This window comes from Helicobacter pylori, assembly GCF_003637685.1.
Classification (GTDB): domain Bacteria; phylum Campylobacterota; class Campylobacteria; order Campylobacterales; family Helicobacteraceae; genus Helicobacter; species Helicobacter pylori_CJ.
In genome coordinates, this window is sequence record NZ_MVWW01000014.1 from 1 (window position 1) to 15,904 (window position 15,904).

13 protein-coding genes and 1 pseudogene are annotated in these 15,904 nt (G+C 39.9%); 10 read left to right on the plus strand and 4 right to left on the minus strand.

The genetic code is table 11. The features are described from left to right. The 3 genes from EAL44_RS07645 to EAL44_RS07660 all read left to right on the plus strand — a co-directional run. The coding region (locus tag EAL44_RS07645; protein ID WP_162970418.1) for an outer membrane protein at positions 1 to 455 on the plus strand (455 nt) is incomplete at its 5' end. Positions 456 to 901: 446 nt separating this feature from the next. Next, positions 902 to 1,189, plus strand: coding sequence for a type II toxin-antitoxin system antitoxin (locus EAL44_RS07655; protein WP_121076519.1), 288 nt, complete (start codon positions 902 to 904; stop codon positions 1,187 to 1,189). Between the two features lie 13 nt (positions 1,190 to 1,202). Further along, positions 1,203 to 1,439 carry a type II toxin-antitoxin system RelE/ParE family toxin gene (locus EAL44_RS07660; protein WP_240448926.1) on the plus strand — a complete coding sequence of 79 codons (237 nt, stop codon included), beginning with the start codon at positions 1,203 to 1,205 and terminating at the stop codon, positions 1,437 to 1,439. Positions 1,440 to 1,571: 132 nt separating this feature from the next. Here the strand turns inward: EAL44_RS07660 and EAL44_RS07665 are convergent, their stop codons facing one another. After that, a complete protein-coding gene (locus EAL44_RS07665) occupies positions 1,572 to 2,096 on the minus strand; it encodes an acyl-CoA thioesterase (protein ID WP_001135603.1) in 525 nt (174 codons plus the stop codon). Positions 2,097 to 2,235: 139 nt separating this feature from the next. Here EAL44_RS07665 and EAL44_RS07670 point away from each other — a divergent pair, with 139 nt between their 5' ends. The 4 genes from EAL44_RS07670 (at position 2,236) to EAL44_RS07685 (ending at position 6,015) form a co-directional block, all read left to right on the plus strand. Then, a complete protein-coding gene (locus EAL44_RS07670; RefSeq protein WP_121076522.1) occupies positions 2,236 to 3,090 on the plus strand; it encodes an SDR family oxidoreductase in 855 nt (284 codons plus the stop codon). Then, positions 3,083 to 4,063 (plus strand): FecCD family ABC transporter permease, encoded by a 981-nt coding sequence (locus EAL44_RS07675; protein ID WP_000921470.1) that lies wholly within the window; start codon positions 3,083 to 3,085, stop codon positions 4,061 to 4,063. Before EAL44_RS07670 ends, EAL44_RS07675 begins: the two co-directional genes overlap by 8 nt. Continuing rightward, positions 4,063 to 4,830, plus strand: coding sequence for an ABC transporter ATP-binding protein (locus EAL44_RS07680; protein ID WP_000242348.1), 768 nt, complete (start codon positions 4,063 to 4,065; stop codon positions 4,828 to 4,830). Before EAL44_RS07675 ends, EAL44_RS07680 begins: the two co-directional genes overlap by 1 nt. Positions 4,831 to 4,893: 63 nt before the next feature. Beyond that, a complete protein-coding gene (locus tag EAL44_RS07685; RefSeq protein ID WP_205585223.1) occupies positions 4,894 to 6,015 on the plus strand; it encodes a glycosyltransferase family 8 protein in 1,122 nt (373 codons plus the stop codon). Positions 6,016 to 6,148: 133 nt separating this feature from the next. On the opposite strand, the gene EAL44_RS07690 is transcribed toward EAL44_RS07685, so the two are convergent. From EAL44_RS07690 to murJ, 3 genes are all read right to left on the minus strand, one after another. Beyond that, the gene (locus EAL44_RS07690) at positions 6,149 to 10,084 is read right to left on the minus strand and encodes a vacuolating cytotoxin autotransporter (protein WP_121076525.1); all 3,936 of its coding nucleotides are present in this window, start codon (positions 10,082 to 10,084) and stop codon (positions 6,149 to 6,151) included. Between the two features lie 223 nt (positions 10,085 to 10,307). After that, on the minus strand, positions 10,308 to 11,705 hold the full coding sequence (gene cysS / locus EAL44_RS07695) for a cysteine--tRNA ligase (RefSeq protein WP_121076528.1): 1,398 nt from the start codon (positions 11,703 to 11,705) through the stop codon (positions 10,308 to 10,310). Then, complete coding sequence (gene murJ, locus EAL44_RS07700) at positions 11,706 to 13,166, minus strand: murein biosynthesis integral membrane protein MurJ (protein WP_121076531.1); 1,461 nt, start codon at positions 13,164 to 13,166, stop codon at positions 11,706 to 11,708. Between the two features lie 92 nt (positions 13,167 to 13,258). On the opposite strand from murJ, the gene EAL44_RS07705 reads away from it, so the two are divergent. The 3 genes and pseudogenes from EAL44_RS07705 to EAL44_RS08155 all read left to right on the plus strand — a co-directional run. After that, on the plus strand, positions 13,259 to 15,103 hold the full coding sequence (locus EAL44_RS07705; RefSeq protein ID WP_121076534.1) for a hypothetical protein: 1,845 nt from the start codon (positions 13,259 to 13,261) through the stop codon (positions 15,101 to 15,103). Positions 15,104 to 15,128: 25 nt separating this feature from the next. Then, a complete protein-coding gene (gene ruvA, locus EAL44_RS07710) occupies positions 15,129 to 15,680 on the plus strand; it encodes a Holliday junction branch migration protein RuvA (protein ID WP_121076537.1) in 552 nt (183 codons plus the stop codon). 67 nt (positions 15,681 to 15,747) lie between these two features. Continuing rightward, positions 15,748 to 15,904 (plus strand): annotated as a pseudogene (locus tag EAL44_RS08155) (DUF3519 domain-containing protein); the annotation flags it as partial.

The window sequence follows — 15,904 nt, forward strand, 5'->3', positions numbered from 1 at the left end:
TTGATTACAACCATGCGTTCATCAAATCCAGCTTTTTCAACTCGGCTTCTGATGTGTGGACTTATGGTTTTGGGGCGGACGCTCTCTATAACTTCATCAACGATAAAGCCACTAACTTTTTAGGCAAGAACAACAAGCTTTCTGTGGGGCTTTTTGGCGGCATTGCGTTAGCGGGCACTTCTTGGCTTAACTCTGAATACGTGAATTTAGCCACCGTGAATAACGTCTATAACGCTAAAATGAATGTGGCGAACTTCCAATTCTTATTCAACATGGGAGTGAGGATGAATTTAGCCAGACCTAAGAAAAAAGGCAGCGATCATGTGGCCCAGCATGGCATTGAACTAGGGCTTAAAATCCCCACCATCAACACCAATTACTATTCCTTTATGGGGGCTGAACTCAAATACCGCAGACTCTATAGCGTGTATTTGAATTACGTGTTCGCTTACTAAAAGCTTAAAACCCTCTGTGAAACTCCTTTTTTTAAGGGGCTTCTTTTTGAACTCTCTTTTTTAAGAGAATTTCTTTTTTGAACCCTTTGTTTTTAAACTCCCTTTTTTGGGGGTTTGATGAAAGTCTTTTTTCTTTTAAACCCTCTTTTTTTGAGCTCTTTCTTTTAAAGTCTTTTTTTTGGGGGGGGTTTGATCTTTTTCTTTTTGCCAATCCCCACTGCTTTCGCTTTTTAATCTTTAAGTTTTTCACTGATTTTTCAATCCGCTTCTTTTTAATTTTTTAATCTTTAATTTTTTAATTTTTGATCTTTAATCTTTTGATCTTTAATTTTTTCATTAACTTACCAATCCGCTTTTCAATCTTTAAGTTTTGATTTCTAACTTTTTAATCCCACTCTATCGCTTGCGCTATAATGAACTGATCTTATGTTTTAAAAGGAATAAATATGCCAAACACCACCAACAAAGATTACACCCAATACAGCCAAAGACAGCTTGTTAACTTTTTAAGTTCTATCAAGACCAAACAAAAAAGAGCGTTAGAAAAATTGAAAGAAATCCAAACTCAAAAACAAAGGATTAAAAAAGCGCTCCAATTTAAAGCACTAAACCTAACCGAAAATGGATACACCATAGAAGAAGAGCGAGAAATCTTAGCAAGGGCTAAGGACACCAAGAACCGCCTTTGTTTTAAGAGCATAGAGGATTTTAAGAAGCATTGTGAAAACTTATAAATAAGATTTAAAAATGCTGACGATTGAAACCAGTAAAAAATTTGATAAGGATCTTAAAATTCTTGTTAAAAACGGGTTTGATTTAAAGCTTTTGTATAAAGTGGTTGGAAATTTATCCACAGAGCAACCCCTAGAACCCAAATACAAAGACCACCCACTCAAAGGCGCTTTAAAAGATTTTAGGGAATGCCACCTACAACCGGATTTATTGCTTGTCTATTTAAAAAACAAGAAAACACCCTCTTTTTAGTAAGACTAGGCAGTCATAGCGAGTTGTTTTGAACCGCCCACACCATTGATAACGCCAATGGATCGCTCACCAACTACCCCCTTTTTTAGGGATAAATTCAGGGGTAAAACACCGCTTACGCTTTTTTGCTTTTTAAACACCCTCGTGTTTCCCGCTTTTTAAATACCCTCGTGTACGCATTTCCTTACGCTTCAAAGCCCCTTCATAACGGCGGATTTCCACTTCTGTTTTAGGCTCGTATTTGGGCATGGGGGTGGGTTTGCCATTTTCCACAGCCACCATAGTGAAATAGCATGAATTGGTGTGCGTGATTTCACGAGTTTTAATGTCTTCGCTCAAAACCTTAATCCCCACTTCGCACGAGGTGTTGCCCACATAATTGATGCTGGCTAAAAAAGTGAGCAAATTCCCTACAGGAATGGGGTATTTGAAAGTAACCCCATCCACGCTTAAAGTGACCGTTCCTTTAGCGCAATAACGAGTTGAGCACACATAAGCCACTTTATCCAATAAATTCAATAATTCCCCCCCATGCATGACATTGTTGAAATTAGCGGTTGTAGGCACGACTAAATAGCTCATCAATAATTTAGTGCGATCCGCTGTGTCTATAGTGAAATCAAAATGGTTAGAATGCGATGATTGTATTTGAGGCATTGCTTCTCCTTAATTAAAATTGGTGTTAAAAATGTTTTTTGTAAAAAACATTCCAATAACTATATATTAGTAAAAATTAAGTAATATTAAGTGAATATTAGAGTGATTAGAAAAATAATAAGAGGGTTAGCGTTAGAGAATGGGCGTTGGAGAGAAGAAAGAAAGCCAAAAGGTGGCCATCATCACTGGGGCGAGTTCTGGGATTGGGTTGGAGTGTGCGTTAATGCTGTTAGATCAAGGCTATAAGGTCTATGCGCTCTCTAGGCATGCGACTTTGTGCGTAGCGTTAAACCATGCGTTGTGCAAGTGCGTTGATATTGATGTGAGCGATTCTAACGCTTTAAAGGAAGTGTTTTTAAACATCAGTGCTAAAGAAGATCATTGCGACGTTTTGATCAATTCCGCCGGTTATGGGGTGTTTGGGAGCGTGGAAGACACGCCCATTGAAGAGGTTAAAAAACAATTTGGCGTGAATTTTTTCGCCCTTTGTGAAGTGGTGCAGTTTTGTTTGCCCTTATTAAAAAACAAGCCCCATTCTAAGATTTTTAACCTTTCTTCCATAGCAGGGCGTATGAGCATGCTCTTTTTAGGCCATTACAGCGCGAGTAAGCATGCCTTAGAGGCTTATAGCGATGCCTTGCGTTTAGAGCTCAAACCCTTTAACGTTCAAGTGTGTTTGATTGAGCCAGGCCCAGTGAAAAGCAATTGGGAAAAAACCGCTTTTTCAGTTGAAAATTTTGAGAGCGAAGATAGCGTTTATGCATTAGAAGTGAATGCGGCTAAAACTTTTTATGCGAGCGTGTATGAAAAAGCCCTAAGCACTAAAGCCGTGGCGCAAAAAATCGTTTTTCTTAGTATGAGTCAAAAAATTAAGGCCCGTTATTTGATCGGCTTAAAAACCCAGCTGTTGTTAGCGTTGTATAGAATCCTCCCGAGTAGCTGGTATGATTCTTTGTTCAGATTAATCGTTCTTAAAAGGAAGCGTGATGCTTAAAACCTATCATATTGCCTTAGCTTGCGTGATTTTAGCGGTGGTGGTGCTGTTGTTTGGGGGGGAGTCTTTGAGTTTGGAAGAATGGCAAGAAGTGTACCTGAATGTGAAAAACCACTTTTTACACAATGAAGAACTGAGCTCTTTAAGTGTTATTATTTTAGAAATACGATTACCACGAGTGATTTTAGCGCTCCTGGTGGGAGCGAGTTTGTCCGGGAGCGGGGTGGTGATGCAAACGATTTTTAGAAACCCTTTAGTTGACCCCTTTTTATTAGGGATTTCTAGCGGGGCGATGCTAGGCGTGGCGATGGCGATAGCGGTAGTGGAGTCTAACATTGCGATTTTAGCGTTTTTCGGGGCGATTTTAGCCAGCCTTGCTGTTTTGGCGATGAATAGGGTTTTGGGTAATTCCGTCCTTTCGTTGGTGCTTTCAGGGGTGGTGTTGAGCGCGTTTTTAAGCGCCTTAGCCGGGGCGATCAAATTCTTTGTGATCCCCCAAAAAGCACAAGCGATTGTCGTGTGGCTTTTAGGGAGCTTGTCTTTAAGCAGTTATAAGGATTGCTTGATCGCTTTCATAGGGCTATCTTTGGGCTTTATCCCGCTCTTTTTGTTAAGGTGGCGCATTAATTTATTGAGCTTGAGCGATGCGCAAAGTTTGAGTTTAGGGATTAACCCGGTGCTGTTGCGATCGCTGTGTTTGGTGTGCGTGAGCGTTGCGAGCGCTTTAGCGGTGAGCGTGTCCGGCACGATTGGCTGGATTGGGTTAGTCATCCCGCATGTGGCTAGGTTGTTTTTTGGGGCGAATTTACAGAAATTGCTTTTAAGCTCTTTGTTAATGGGGGCGTTTTTCTTGCTTTTAGCGGATGTGGTGGCTAAAACCATTACCCCCTATGATTTACCGGTAGGCATTGCGACAAGCGTTTTAGGAGCGCCTTTTTTCTTGTGGCTTTTGTTTAGAACTAGGGGGGTGTGATGGTCTTAGAAGTTAAAAACCTGTCCTTTAAATATTCTCAAAAACTCATTTTAGACAAGTTGAGTTTTAGCGTGCCAAAAAACAGCATTACAAGCATTTTAGCGCCTAATGGCTCGGGTAAAACCACGCTTTTAAAATGCCTTTTAGGGCTTTTAAAGCCTTTAGAAGAAACCGAAATCAAGGCGTGTAACAAAGATATTTTACCCTTAAAGCCTTATGAAAAAGCTAAACTAATCGCTTATATCCCCCAAGTGGAATATTATGCGTTCAATTTCAGCGTGTTGGATTTTGTTTTAATGGGGAAAGCGACGCATTTGAATCTATTCGCTATGCCTAAAGCTAAGCACATTAAAGAAGCCACTAGCGTTTTAGAGCGCTTGGATTTAGAGTCTTTAAAAGATCAAGGCATTAACGATTTGTCCGGCGGTCAAAGGCAAATGGTGCTTTTAGCCAGAAGCTTGTTGCAAAGAACGCCCTTATTATTACTAGATGAGCCTACGAGCGCTTTAGATTTAAAAAACCAAGCCCTTTTTTTTGATGCGATTAAAGATGAGATGAAAAAACGAGAACTGAGCGTTTTAGTCAATATCCATGACCCTAATTTGGTTGCCAGGCACTCCACGCATGTGGTCATGCTCAAAGATAAAAAACTTTTTTTGCAAGCTTCCACGCCAATCGCTATGACTTCGCACAATTTAAGCGCGCTTTATGACACGCCCCTAGAAGCGATCTGGCATGATGATAAGCTTGTGGTGTATGCGTTGTAGGGGTTGAAAATAGGGGATTTTGAGTTATAATGTTTCGTTTATTTTTATTTTCAAGGAGTTTATGTGAAAATTAGCGCATCTGTTACCCCCCCCCCCCCCTCATTTCAAACTATCCCTATAGTAGTCGCTTTTGACAATAATTATTGCATCCCTGCGGGTGTGAGTTTATATTCCATGCTTTCTTCTTGCGCGCAAGAAAGAGATGGGGTAAAACTCTTTTATCAAATCCATTGTTTAGTGGATAGTTTGAGCGCTGAAAATGCAGAAAAATTAAAGCGGACTATAGCCCCCTTTAGCGCGTTTTCTGGTATTGAATTTTGTGATATTTCAAAGAATGACGCTTACCCTTTTACATTGGTTTCTCAACTTTTCTTAAGACTCAATCCTTTCGCTAAAAAGCGTTTTTCTAAAATGATTCTATGCCGTTTGCTGCTAGCGAGTATTTTCTCTCAATATGAAAAAATTATCATGTTTGATGTGGATACCTTGTTTGTGGGCGATATTAGCGAGAGCTTTTTTATCCCTATGGATGGAGAGTATTTTGGAGCGACCAAAGAAGACCTCTCATTGATTAACATTCATAGCGCTAATGATTTGTTTGTATCTCGGCTCAATTGGTCTAAGGGAATGGGTGTCAAACTCAATCATAAAAGCCTAACCTTTCAAGAAGTGGTAATTCTATATGAAAACCCTTTTAATGCAGGTTTTATGCTGGTCAATTTGGCGTTGTGGAGGGAGCGTCATTTAGAAGAAAAGCTGATTGATTTTTTTAAAACAAGAGATGAAGGGCTGTTGCTGCCAGAGCAAGATTTATTCGTGCTTGTTTGTCAAGGGTGTATTTTAGAAATGCCTTGCAAGTATAATGTCCATCCACGCATGGTTGGGACAAGAATGATACCTAAAAAATCTGATGCTTGCATGTTGCATTTTTATGCTGATGAAAAGCCTTGGAAACATTTTCGCTACCCATATTCTAAAGAATGGCACCAAGTAGCTTTTAAAACTTCTTTTGACTCTTTAGTTTTTGAGAACTTAGTGGGTAAAATTGAAACTTTTACTGAACTCAATAACCACAACAAAAAAGATTTTTTTGAATTTTTAAATACCAAACTGAATAAAAAACTTCTTATACAATATATTTTGTTTAAGATCTTTAAAAAGCTAGAGTCCTTTTGTTTGCGTTAAGCAGAATTTATTTGAAGGCTAATCCCTTATTTGGTGGGGTTGGTTTGCTAACACGCTCCCCCCAATTATACTTTTTAAACCCATCGCACCCCATGCCAAAGCATGGGCTTAAGAGCAATACTTAGAGCAAGTATTAGAAACTATACCTCATTCCTAAATTGGAAGCGAAATGGCTTGCGTTGGAAATTAAATTGTGCAAATAAACAACGCCCAAATTCAAAAACACTTCTTTAGCTAATTGCAATTCCCCACCCATCATCACTCTGGCATGGGTATTTAAAGGGTTGCGAGCGGCATTCACTTTAAAAGTGTTTAAAGACATGGCGTTATTAGATCCAAAGCGAGCGAACTCTTGTAAAACTCCAGCGTTCATGTAGAAGTATGAAGTGTCCCCATAATAATAGCGCGCTTCCACATTAGCGTTAGCGTTGAATAAATGCTGACTGCTCGCGCCATTTTTTAAAGCCACTTGGTTGCTGTTGCTTTTAAAGTTGGTTGAGCCTAAATGGTTGTAGCTCACGCCCACGCTTGGTTTTAACACTAAAGCGTTCCTAAAAAACGCAAAGTCATAACCATAGCTCGCTTTTGTTGCAGCGCTATAAGCTAAGTAATTATAGCTTTGATTCAAATCTTGCAATAAAGCACTTTTGAAATTCAAGCTTGATTGATCGCTCCCTACAGCCCCTTGAGCTTCAAAGTCAAATTCATGATGGTTAGCAAAGAGACGGCTATACACGCCAAAATTAGTGTTGTTAGCCCCAGAGTTAAGAGAGTTCGCTTGATTACTAAAAGAGCTATAACCATAGCTTCCAAACCCGCCCACAATGGCTTCCACTTCCCCATTAAGGTAAGCGTCTACGCCGGCGCTTGTGCCATACAATGAAGCGTTACCGCCACTATTCAAGCTCGTTCCCCCAATAGCGTTAGCCCAAACATTGGTGGGTTTTTCATATTTAGGGGCAAATTGATACAACACTTCTGCCGCGCTTTCTAAAGAAGCGAATCTTTGACCTTTTAAAGCTTGTAAGCGTTGAGCGAACGAGTTAATATGGTTGGTGTGCCTTCTGGAGAGATTGACTAAACGAGAATTTAAAATCATCGCATTGCTCAAGCTCAAGGTTTGTAAGCCGCTAGTTTTATGCTCTAAACTGGCTATGTTGTTTAAAGCGTTAGTGGCCGCATTCAATTGCTTGGTGATTTCACCGGTGCTTGTAGCATCAATCATGGTTCTGGCATAACCCGCATCATGGCTATCAATCAATAAGGTTTGTAAGAGATCCCTGCCTTGCGCACCTGAATGAGTATAAAGCGTGTCAATATCTTTAGAGCGATCAGCCAATTCAAACACGCTCTCAATAGTGCCAAAATCATGCTGATTGATAGCGACTAAATTAGGAGTGGCGCTGTGAGCGAAAGGAGCGTTCTTCACGAGGGCGTAGCTAGCGAAACGCGCGTTATTGGTGGTGTTGGTGGGTAAGTTGGTGGTGTTGCTCTCAGAACTAGTAGGCGTAGAATTGTTGCCTAAATTAACAGCGATTGTGGTGTTGTTAGCCGTTTTACTGATCCCTGTATTTTTCCATGCCTTACCTTCAAGATACTTGTAATTGCTAGGGTTATTCACCATGCTTTGATTGCCAATAGCCATCCCGCATGCTTTAATGTCATTGAGATTATCTTTTCGCACCACACAAATATCCATGCGGTTATTGTTGTTATAAAGGGCTAGGCGCTCTTTGAATGACTCTTGCAGATTGGTGTTGCTTGCAGAAATAGAATCATAACTAGCGCCTTGCACTCCCACTAAATTATAATCAATGTTTCGCGCTCTCACTAAAACATGCTCTTTATTTTTAGTGAGGTTTTGAGCGTTATTGATCTTAATGATCGGTTGGTAAAACCCGGTCGCACTATCCACTAAATTATTAAATATCATGCTTGCTTGATGGCCTGCATTCAAGGTCGCTACACGCCCGTCTTGGACAAAAAGATTCATCGTGCCTTGATTGTTGGTGAAATTCCCTTGAATGGTTAAATCCAAATCTTTACCATAATCCATGCTCGCGTTGCTATTTAGGGTCAGGTTATTAAACATAAGCCCTGTTTTGCCGGCAATGTTTCCTGGGGCTCCAAAAAGAATCCTCTTGTTGATTTCAACATCGGTAACATTCCTAGCGTCAAAATAATTCCAAGGGGCATGGTAAAGCTCATCTATAACGAGTTTTTTACCGCTTTTAAAAGTAACGCCCCCAGAATAGACCGGGCTATATCCCGTTTGCAAACTCACGACACCAATGCGAGACTTATCGCCTATATTTTCGCCAAAAATAGTGTATTGCCCAAAACTTTGAACTCGGGTTGTAACCACCAATTCCTTAATGTCAAAGTTTTTAATGTTCACATTAGTGGCAGATGTAGTGAGCTTGTTGATATTGACTTTGTCTGTAACGCCACTAAAATCCAAAAGGCTAGTGTTTAGCCCGTTATCGCTCTTGCTGGCATCAATATTTTTAAAATGAGCGGTATGGCCATTCACTCTTAAATTCGTGGATTTTCCCAGATAAATATTGCCATTAAAATAAGCTGTATGGGCATCCACTCTTAAATTCACCGCTTTTCCCAAATGAATATCGTTATTGAAAGTGGCTGTGGCGTTGTTGGTATCCTCACCAGCCTTAAACTCAAAATTCGCGCTTGATCCTGCCACAGCAGCACCGCCCACTTGATTATTCACTCTTAAAGTCCCCTCAACGGTGATATTCCCGGTTAGGTTTTCCACTAAAAGAGAGCGCCCGCTCGCTTGATTGGACAGATTGATACCGCCTTCGCCGATATGCAAATGAGCCGCATTAGTGCTTAGAGAAGCTTTAAACCCTCCCGCTTTAAGCGTGCCATCGGCTTTAGTGTTTAAGTGGAAAATATTCACAACCGTGTCTTTGCCGCCCGCAAAAGGCCCGTCAATGACTTGCGTGGGTTCAGTTTCTGTTTTTTGCGCATCATTTTTAGGGTTATTTTGAGAAGGGTTATCTTTAGTTTTACTCTCATAACCGCCTTCGGGAGGGGTGATAATGCTTAAGCCGGCGCTTTGCCACAAATCCAGCGTGCCAATATTAGTCTTTTTACTAGCGATAATGCCCGCTTGAGCGGCGTTTTGATCCCCCACAGCGAGATGGCGAAAATTCATTTCCCCTTGAACTTTTGAAGTGTTGATTGTGCTGTATGAAGGGGCCAAATACGCTCCCACGTATTGCAAACGACCCATCCACACCTTACCCCATAGATCAACGCTCTGATTTGAGCTTGAAACCAAATTAAGCGTGGCGCCATCATAAAGAGAGATTTCAGCGTTTTCACGGCTCGTGATTTTTTCTGAACTTTTCAAAGTCAAAACCGTAGAGCTGGCTTTCCTCCCGGCTCCAGAACCCACGCGATTGTTGATTTCTACAAAATTATCAATTAAGATATTTTTAGCGTCAAAATTCACTCTCGTGGTGCGATCAGCACTATCTTTAAAGCTTGTGAAAGAATTGCCATTGAATTGGCCCAAGCGTAAAGTGGCTTTTTGCATATTGACATCTAAATCCCCACCAGTAAAGTTGATAAGGCCTGAAAGGTTATAAGTCCCTACAGCGTCTTGCATATCCACTTCAAGCTTGTTCCATTGCCCGTCTTTGACCCAATAATGCCTAGCGGCATTCCCCCAGTCCCAACCTCCATCAATCTTGCTAGATAGTAGGGATTTGTATAAGTCGTATTGCTTGTTGGGAAAATCATTAAAGCCTTTTCCTGCTTGAATGCGCCAAACTTTATCGGGTTTGTCCGGGGTTTTATTGGCTTGTTCGGCTTGTTTGAGCCCCCAGCTAAGAAGTCCTGAGACTGTTCCTACAGCAGCGCCTGTAGCGATACCTCCAACAATGGCTGGAATGATCACGGTTGTGAAAAAGGCGCGACTCTCGCTGTGTATGGGATCATTTGGCGTGTTAGCCCCTAGTTCGGCACTCATTAACACCCCCACTAGAGCGAGAGAGATAATAGGGCGATTGATTTTGCGGTGTGTTTGTTGTATTTCCATTTTCTTCCTTTCTTTTTGTAAAACGATTTTTGCACAAAGGGTGCGACTTTAGACTAGAAAATTTCTGTTGCATTTACGATTAAGGTTATAAATATGTAGTATCTACAACCAATTTTCAATTTTTATCAAGTTAAGATAAATGAACATAAAACTCAACAAGATTAAAAAGCAACATGGCTGAAATTTGTGGTTGGAGCGTGTAAAAAGGTAAAATTGGAGGCGTTTAAAAAAGCTTCTCCCATGTAGTGCCTTGCGGGGTGTCCATCAAAGCGATTTTGCGGTTTAAAAGCTCTTCTCTGATGCTATCAGCTTTTAAAAAATCTTTTTGTTCTTTGGCGCGTTTCCTTTCTCCTATCTTTTTTTCAATTTCTTGTTTTTCGCTTTCATTCACGCCTAATTGGAAATAGGTGGTAGGGTCTTTAAACCCGATGCCAAGCAGTTCTTCTACGAATTTCAAATCCGCTAAAATTTCGCCTTTCAAAGCCTTGTTTTTAGGGTTTTGATCCAGTTTTTCATTCATAGAAGAAAGCATGCTTTCTAAAACGCTCAACGCTTTGGAAATGTTTAAATCATCTTGCATGCATTCTAAAATTTCTTTTTTAAAATTTGGGTTTATTCCTCCCAAAGTCCCTAAAACGCGCTGTTTCAAACGATAGATTTTATCCAAGCGTTTTTTACTCACTAACAAGTCTTCTTCATTGAAATTCAAAACAGAGCGATAATGCACCCCCAATAAATAATTACGCAAAATCTCGCCATCATAGTTTTTGAGGGCGTCTTTAATAAAAAAGCTATTCCCTAAACTTTTAGACATTTTTTCGTTATTGATATTCACAAAGCCATTGTGCATCCAGTATTTGGCGATCTCCACGCCAAAGGCGCAACGGGTTTGGCACGCTTCATTTTCATGGTGGGGGAATAACAAATCCGCTCCGCCTGCATGAATATCAATTTGATAAGGGGCGTTAGCGAGCGCTAAAGTTTCAAAAACCATGCTAGAGCATTCTATATGCCAGCCAGGGCGCCCTTTGCCTAAAGGGCTATCAAAGCCCACATCATTATCCCCCTTATAGCTTTTCCACAACACAAAATCCTGCTCCAATCGTTTTTCTTGCACCAAACCAATACGGCTAAATTCCACGCTACTATTATGTACGCTCAAAGAGCCGTAATCTTTATCCTTGCTCGTGTCTAAATAAATATCCCCATTAGAGACTCTATAAGCGAAATTTTTTTCTAAAAGCGTTTCAATCATGCGCACCATAGCGTCTAAATACTCGCTCGCTTTAGGCTCTAGGCTGGGTTGTTTCACGTTCAAGGCGTTCAAATCCCTCGTGTAAGATTCAATGTAAATACTGCTTAATTCCTGAATGCTTTTGTTTTCTTTGAAGGCTTTGTTGATGATTTTATCATCAATATCCGTGAAATTCCTTACTAGCACCACTTCATAGCCACTTAATTCAAGCGTGCGCCTTAACAAATCAAAGGCAATCGCACTCCTGGCATGCCCTAAATGAGCGTCATCATACACCGTAGGCCCGCACACATAAATATTCGCCTTATTTTGGATTAAAGGCTCAAAAGGGACTTTTTGTTTTGATTTGGTATCATAAATAAACATTTAAAAACCTTGAAAATAATAAAATAAATATAAATGTGTAACCCACGATTTGAACGCTAAGAGTAATAAGATTTCCACGCAAGCGAGGAAAAGGATTACAAGCCATGATTTTAAATTCTTGATTATACCCAAGAATAATTGAAAGCCAAACGCTTTGATCGTTAAAACAAATAAAAACAGCCCGCTCAAACTATTCGCTAACGCCAAGCCTAAAACCCCTAACAAAGGCATTAAACTCAAAGAAGCCGCTAAACCTAAAAAAAGCGAAATTAAAGAGATCTTAGCCGCTTTTTTTTGCTCTAACTTCGCATAAAGCCACAAAGAAAAGAGTTTAGTTAGCCCAAAAGGGAGCAAGCCTAAAAGATAGAGCGAAAAGACTTGCGAAGTGATTAAAGTGTCTTTAGGGCTAAACTGCCCCCTTTCAAATAAAAGCTCGGTGATTTCTTTGCTCAACATGATCCCCCCAATGCTGCAAAAGAGCAAAACCCCCACCAAAAAAAACCACGCCTTTTGCAAGCGTTGTAAGACTAAATCCTGCTTATTGTTTTTAAGCGCGATCGCAATGCTGGGGAAAAGGGCTGTGGAGATAGCGATAGCAAATAAAGCTAAAGGGAGCTGGAAAACTCTGTTAGCGTAATACAAATAAGACACGCTCCCGCTCGCTAAAAAAGAGGCGATCGTGGTGTCTAAAAAAGAAGCGATTTGAGCGCTAGAATTGCCTAAAACGCTAGGGAAAAACTGCTTGAAAAACCCTTTCAGATCCCTTTTAGCCCTATTCAAACGATATTCTTTTTTGAGCGCGTTTTTAGTCTTAAAACCCAACAACCCTTTAGACAATAAATCCCATAAGCCTAATTCCATTAAAGGATAAAAGTGTAATAAAATTTGAGCCACGCCCCCTAAAAGCACGCCGTAGCTCAAATAATACAACGCTTCTAAATGCGTTTTTTCTTTAGAAATGAAAAGGGCTAAAATCATGCATACATTGAGCAAGCTTGCGCTATAAGCGCTGGCAAAAAAGCTGTGTTTGTATTGTAAAAGCGCGCCTAAAAAAGTGGTAATAAACACCAATAAAAGATACCAAAAATTGATCGCTACAATAGGGGCGCATAGCTTGATCGTTTCTTCATCAAAGCCGTAAGCTAGGAGTTTGGTTAGCCATAAGGGATTTAATGCCACCAATAAGCACCACATGAATAAAACGCCGCAAAAAATAAGCCCCACCAAACTCGCAAAGCTCCCTTTAATGGAACTTCGTATGAAGCTTGGTAAAAAGCTTTGAGAAAAAGAGCCCTCCGCAAAAATACGCCTGAATAGATTGGGCAATTTGAAAGCCACAAAAAAAATATCGCTATACACCCCAGCCCCTAGAATATTAGCCATCATTAAATCTCGTAAAAAGCCAAAAATCCTAGAGCATAAAATCCCTAAGCTGTTGGTTAAAAATATTTTTTTTAGCATACCAATTGTATTTATTACCTAATTTTCAGTGTTTTTTTGTTAGCATATTTCTTTTTTCAAATTCTTATATTATACCATTTAAGGATTAAAAAATGAGCTTGGAGCGTTTTGCCCCTATAAAAGTTGAGCGGTGCAAAGACATTCAAAAAGAATTAAAAAAAGCGGCCGCTGAAAATAAATTGCAAACAGAAGATCTGTGGTTTGAGATTTTAAAAACTTCTATTTTTATCAAAAACAGCGCTAAAGACGATTTCAGCGAGGCTTTTGGTGGGGAATTGCAGCAATTAGAAGAAGAGGAATACTATGAAAAAAAAGAGCTAACCCTTTATCAAACCCATGACATTAAAATCAAATCAAACGCTTACAAGCGCTTTTTTGAAGTAAAAGTGGATGAAGATTTAAGCCAAATAGAAATTATTTTAGACGAGTGTTTTATTGTCCTAGACACTGAAGAGCATTACCAAGAAATGTTTGCGTATATTAAAGAGCGTTTAGCCTTTGAGGGCGTGGTGTTTAGGCATTTTTCACAAATGTATGAAAATTTAAAAACAGAATTAAGAAAATATCAAAAAGAAGCCCAAAATAAGCACTTTATTTTATACGCTTCTTTAACTTTTATCCCTAATACAGAAGAGCAATCCCATTTTTTGTTAGAAGAAGAATACCTTCCAACCCATACTATCCCTTTAAGCGATCAAGAAGAATCTTTTGTTAAAGAGAATTATTATATCGCTAAAGAAAACCAAAAAGTCGCTTGCGTGAATTGCCCCAAACAAGGCAGAGACGGCCGTAACCTTAAAGGCCTTTATATTGAATTGCCCAAAGTTGCCCATTCGCCCACCCCCATAGGGCATGACAAAAACGCTTTTGAAGAAAGAGAAGAAAATAACGCTTTAGTGTATTACTCCAAAGCCTTACAAGGGGTTAAAATGGAAAAAGGGCGTTTGGTTTCTAAGCAAAATTTTATCTTTAAAAACGGGATCAAGTCCATTGAAACGCCTAATCTTTTAGGGGGAGTGGAGAGCGGGCTAGTTTTAGAGATCCAAGCTAAAGATGAATTGAGTGATGCGATTGATTCTAATCTCATTTTAGAAGCGAGCGTGATTAATGTTAAGGGCAATGTGGGCAAGAATGTGATCTTAGTGGCCAAAGAAATCACTATAGAGGGGCAAATCCACCCTGAAAGCTATGTCTATGCCAATAAAGCGCGCATCACTAACCATAAGGGCGTGTGCTACGCTAAAGAGTTTGAGTGCAAGTATTTGGAGCGCGCTAAAGTGTATGCCAATAGCGTTAAAGTGGAAGCGAGCGCGGGGAGCGTGGTCTATGCGAAAGAAATCGCTTTAGAAAAGCTCAAAAGCGACAACAAGCTGTATTTTTCCAAGCAATGTTGGATTGATGAGGTGGATGGCAATGGCAACCGCTTTATTTTTTACGCTTTTGGGGGGCGAGAAAATCAAGAAGAATTGAAAAACGCCAAACAAAAACTCAATGCGTTAGGGGTAAAATCCAAAAAAATCATCGCTCAGCACCAGTCCTTAAACCATTTAGTCAAAAACAATCAAATCATCATGGAAAAGCTTAAAAACGCCACCGAAGAAATCAAACGCTCTTTAATGCAACAAGAAAGCGTGAAAGACGCTTATAGCGAGTTTATGTTTGCTCTAAAGCGTTTGAAAATCTTAAAAGCCCAAATGCTAGAGTTGCAAAAAATCAATAACGAATGCTACGCTAAACTCATTAGCATAGAAAACAGCTTCCAGCATGCAAGCATTATGACTAAAAACCCTTTCAAGCAAGAAAATATCGTGATTTATCATCGCAACTACCCCAAAGTGAGCAATTTAACCGCCATGTTAAGCCATAATGAAAGCGTGGATGTGATTTATGAAGATCATAAAATCAAAAAAGTCCCTAAAAGCACTATAAAAGGCTAAAACAAGAGATAAAAAAGGGATAAAAATGATAGTGGGTTTGATAGGGGTTGTGGAAAAAATCTCCGCTTTAGAAGTGCATATAGAAGTGCAAGGGGTTGTTTATGGGGTGCAAGTTTCTATGCGAACGGCTGCCTTGCTTCAAGCGGGCCAAAAAGCGCGTTTGAAAATCTTACAAGTGATTAAAGAAGACGCGCATCTTTTATACGGGTTTTTAGAAGAGAGCGACAAAATCCTTTTTGAAAGGCTTTTGAAAATCAATGGGGTAGGGGGGCGTATCGCTTTAGCCATTCTTTCAAGCTTTTCGCCGAACGAATTTGAAAGCATTATCGCCACTAAAGAAGTCAAAAGACTCCAGCAAGTCCCAGGCATAGGGAAAAAGCTCGCTGATAAGATCATGGTGGATTTGATTGGCTTTTTCATTCAAGATGAAAACAGACCCGCGCGCAATGAAGTCTTTTTAGCCCTAGAGAGTTTGGGCTTTAAAAACACCGAAATCAATAAAGTTTTAAAAACCCTAAAACCCAATCTCAGCATAGAAGCAGCGATTAAAGAAGCCTTACAACAACTGCGCTCTTAAAAAAGGTTTTTAGTTTAGCGGCTACACCCTAAACGAAGCCACCGCAGGCGCAGCCTTAAAGTATCACATTAAAAGAGCGTTAGAGAGAAGCCACACAATAAGCGATTTTAGCAAGAATTTAGAACTAAGCGCCAAAAACGCTAAATTTAGCAACAACACGCTTAAAATCATTGAAGAGCTTAATAACGGCGTTAAAAGCGCGAGTGAAGAAATCAATAAGGAAG

Bases quoted from the DNA above. Each gene is read 5' to 3' on its own strand.
- ruvA (WP_121076537.1), top strand. From the start codon at position 15,129: ATGATAGTGGGTTTGATAGGGGTTGTGGAAAAAATCTCCGCTTTAGAA.
- EAL44_RS07655 (WP_121076519.1), top strand. From the start codon at position 902: ATGCCAAACACCACCAACAAAGATTACACCCAATACAGCCAAAGACAG.
- cysS (WP_121076528.1), bottom strand. From the start codon at position 11,705: ATGTTTATTTATGATACCAAATCAAAACAAAAAGTCCCTTTTGAGCCT.
- EAL44_RS07675 (WP_000921470.1), top strand. From the start codon at position 3,083: ATGCTTAAAACCTATCATATTGCCTTAGCTTGCGTGATTTTAGCGGTG.
- EAL44_RS07680 (WP_000242348.1), top strand. From the start codon at position 4,063: ATGGTCTTAGAAGTTAAAAACCTGTCCTTTAAATATTCTCAAAAACTC.
- EAL44_RS07660 (WP_240448926.1), top strand. From the start codon at position 1,203: ATGCTGACGATTGAAACCAGTAAAAAATTTGATAAGGATCTTAAAATT.
- murJ (WP_121076531.1), bottom strand. From the start codon at position 13,166: ATGCTAAAAAAAATATTTTTAACCAACAGCTTAGGGATTTTATGCTCT.
- EAL44_RS07670 (WP_121076522.1), top strand. From the start codon at position 2,236: ATGGGCGTTGGAGAGAAGAAAGAAAGCCAAAAGGTGGCCATCATCACT.
- EAL44_RS07705 (WP_121076534.1), top strand. From the start codon at position 13,259: ATGAGCTTGGAGCGTTTTGCCCCTATAAAAGTTGAGCGGTGCAAAGAC.
- EAL44_RS07690 (WP_121076525.1), bottom strand. From the start codon at position 10,084: ATGGAAATACAACAAACACACCGCAAAATCAATCGCCCTATTATCTCT.
- EAL44_RS07665 (WP_001135603.1), bottom strand. From the start codon at position 2,096: ATGCCTCAAATACAATCATCGCATTCTAACCATTTTGATTTCACTATA.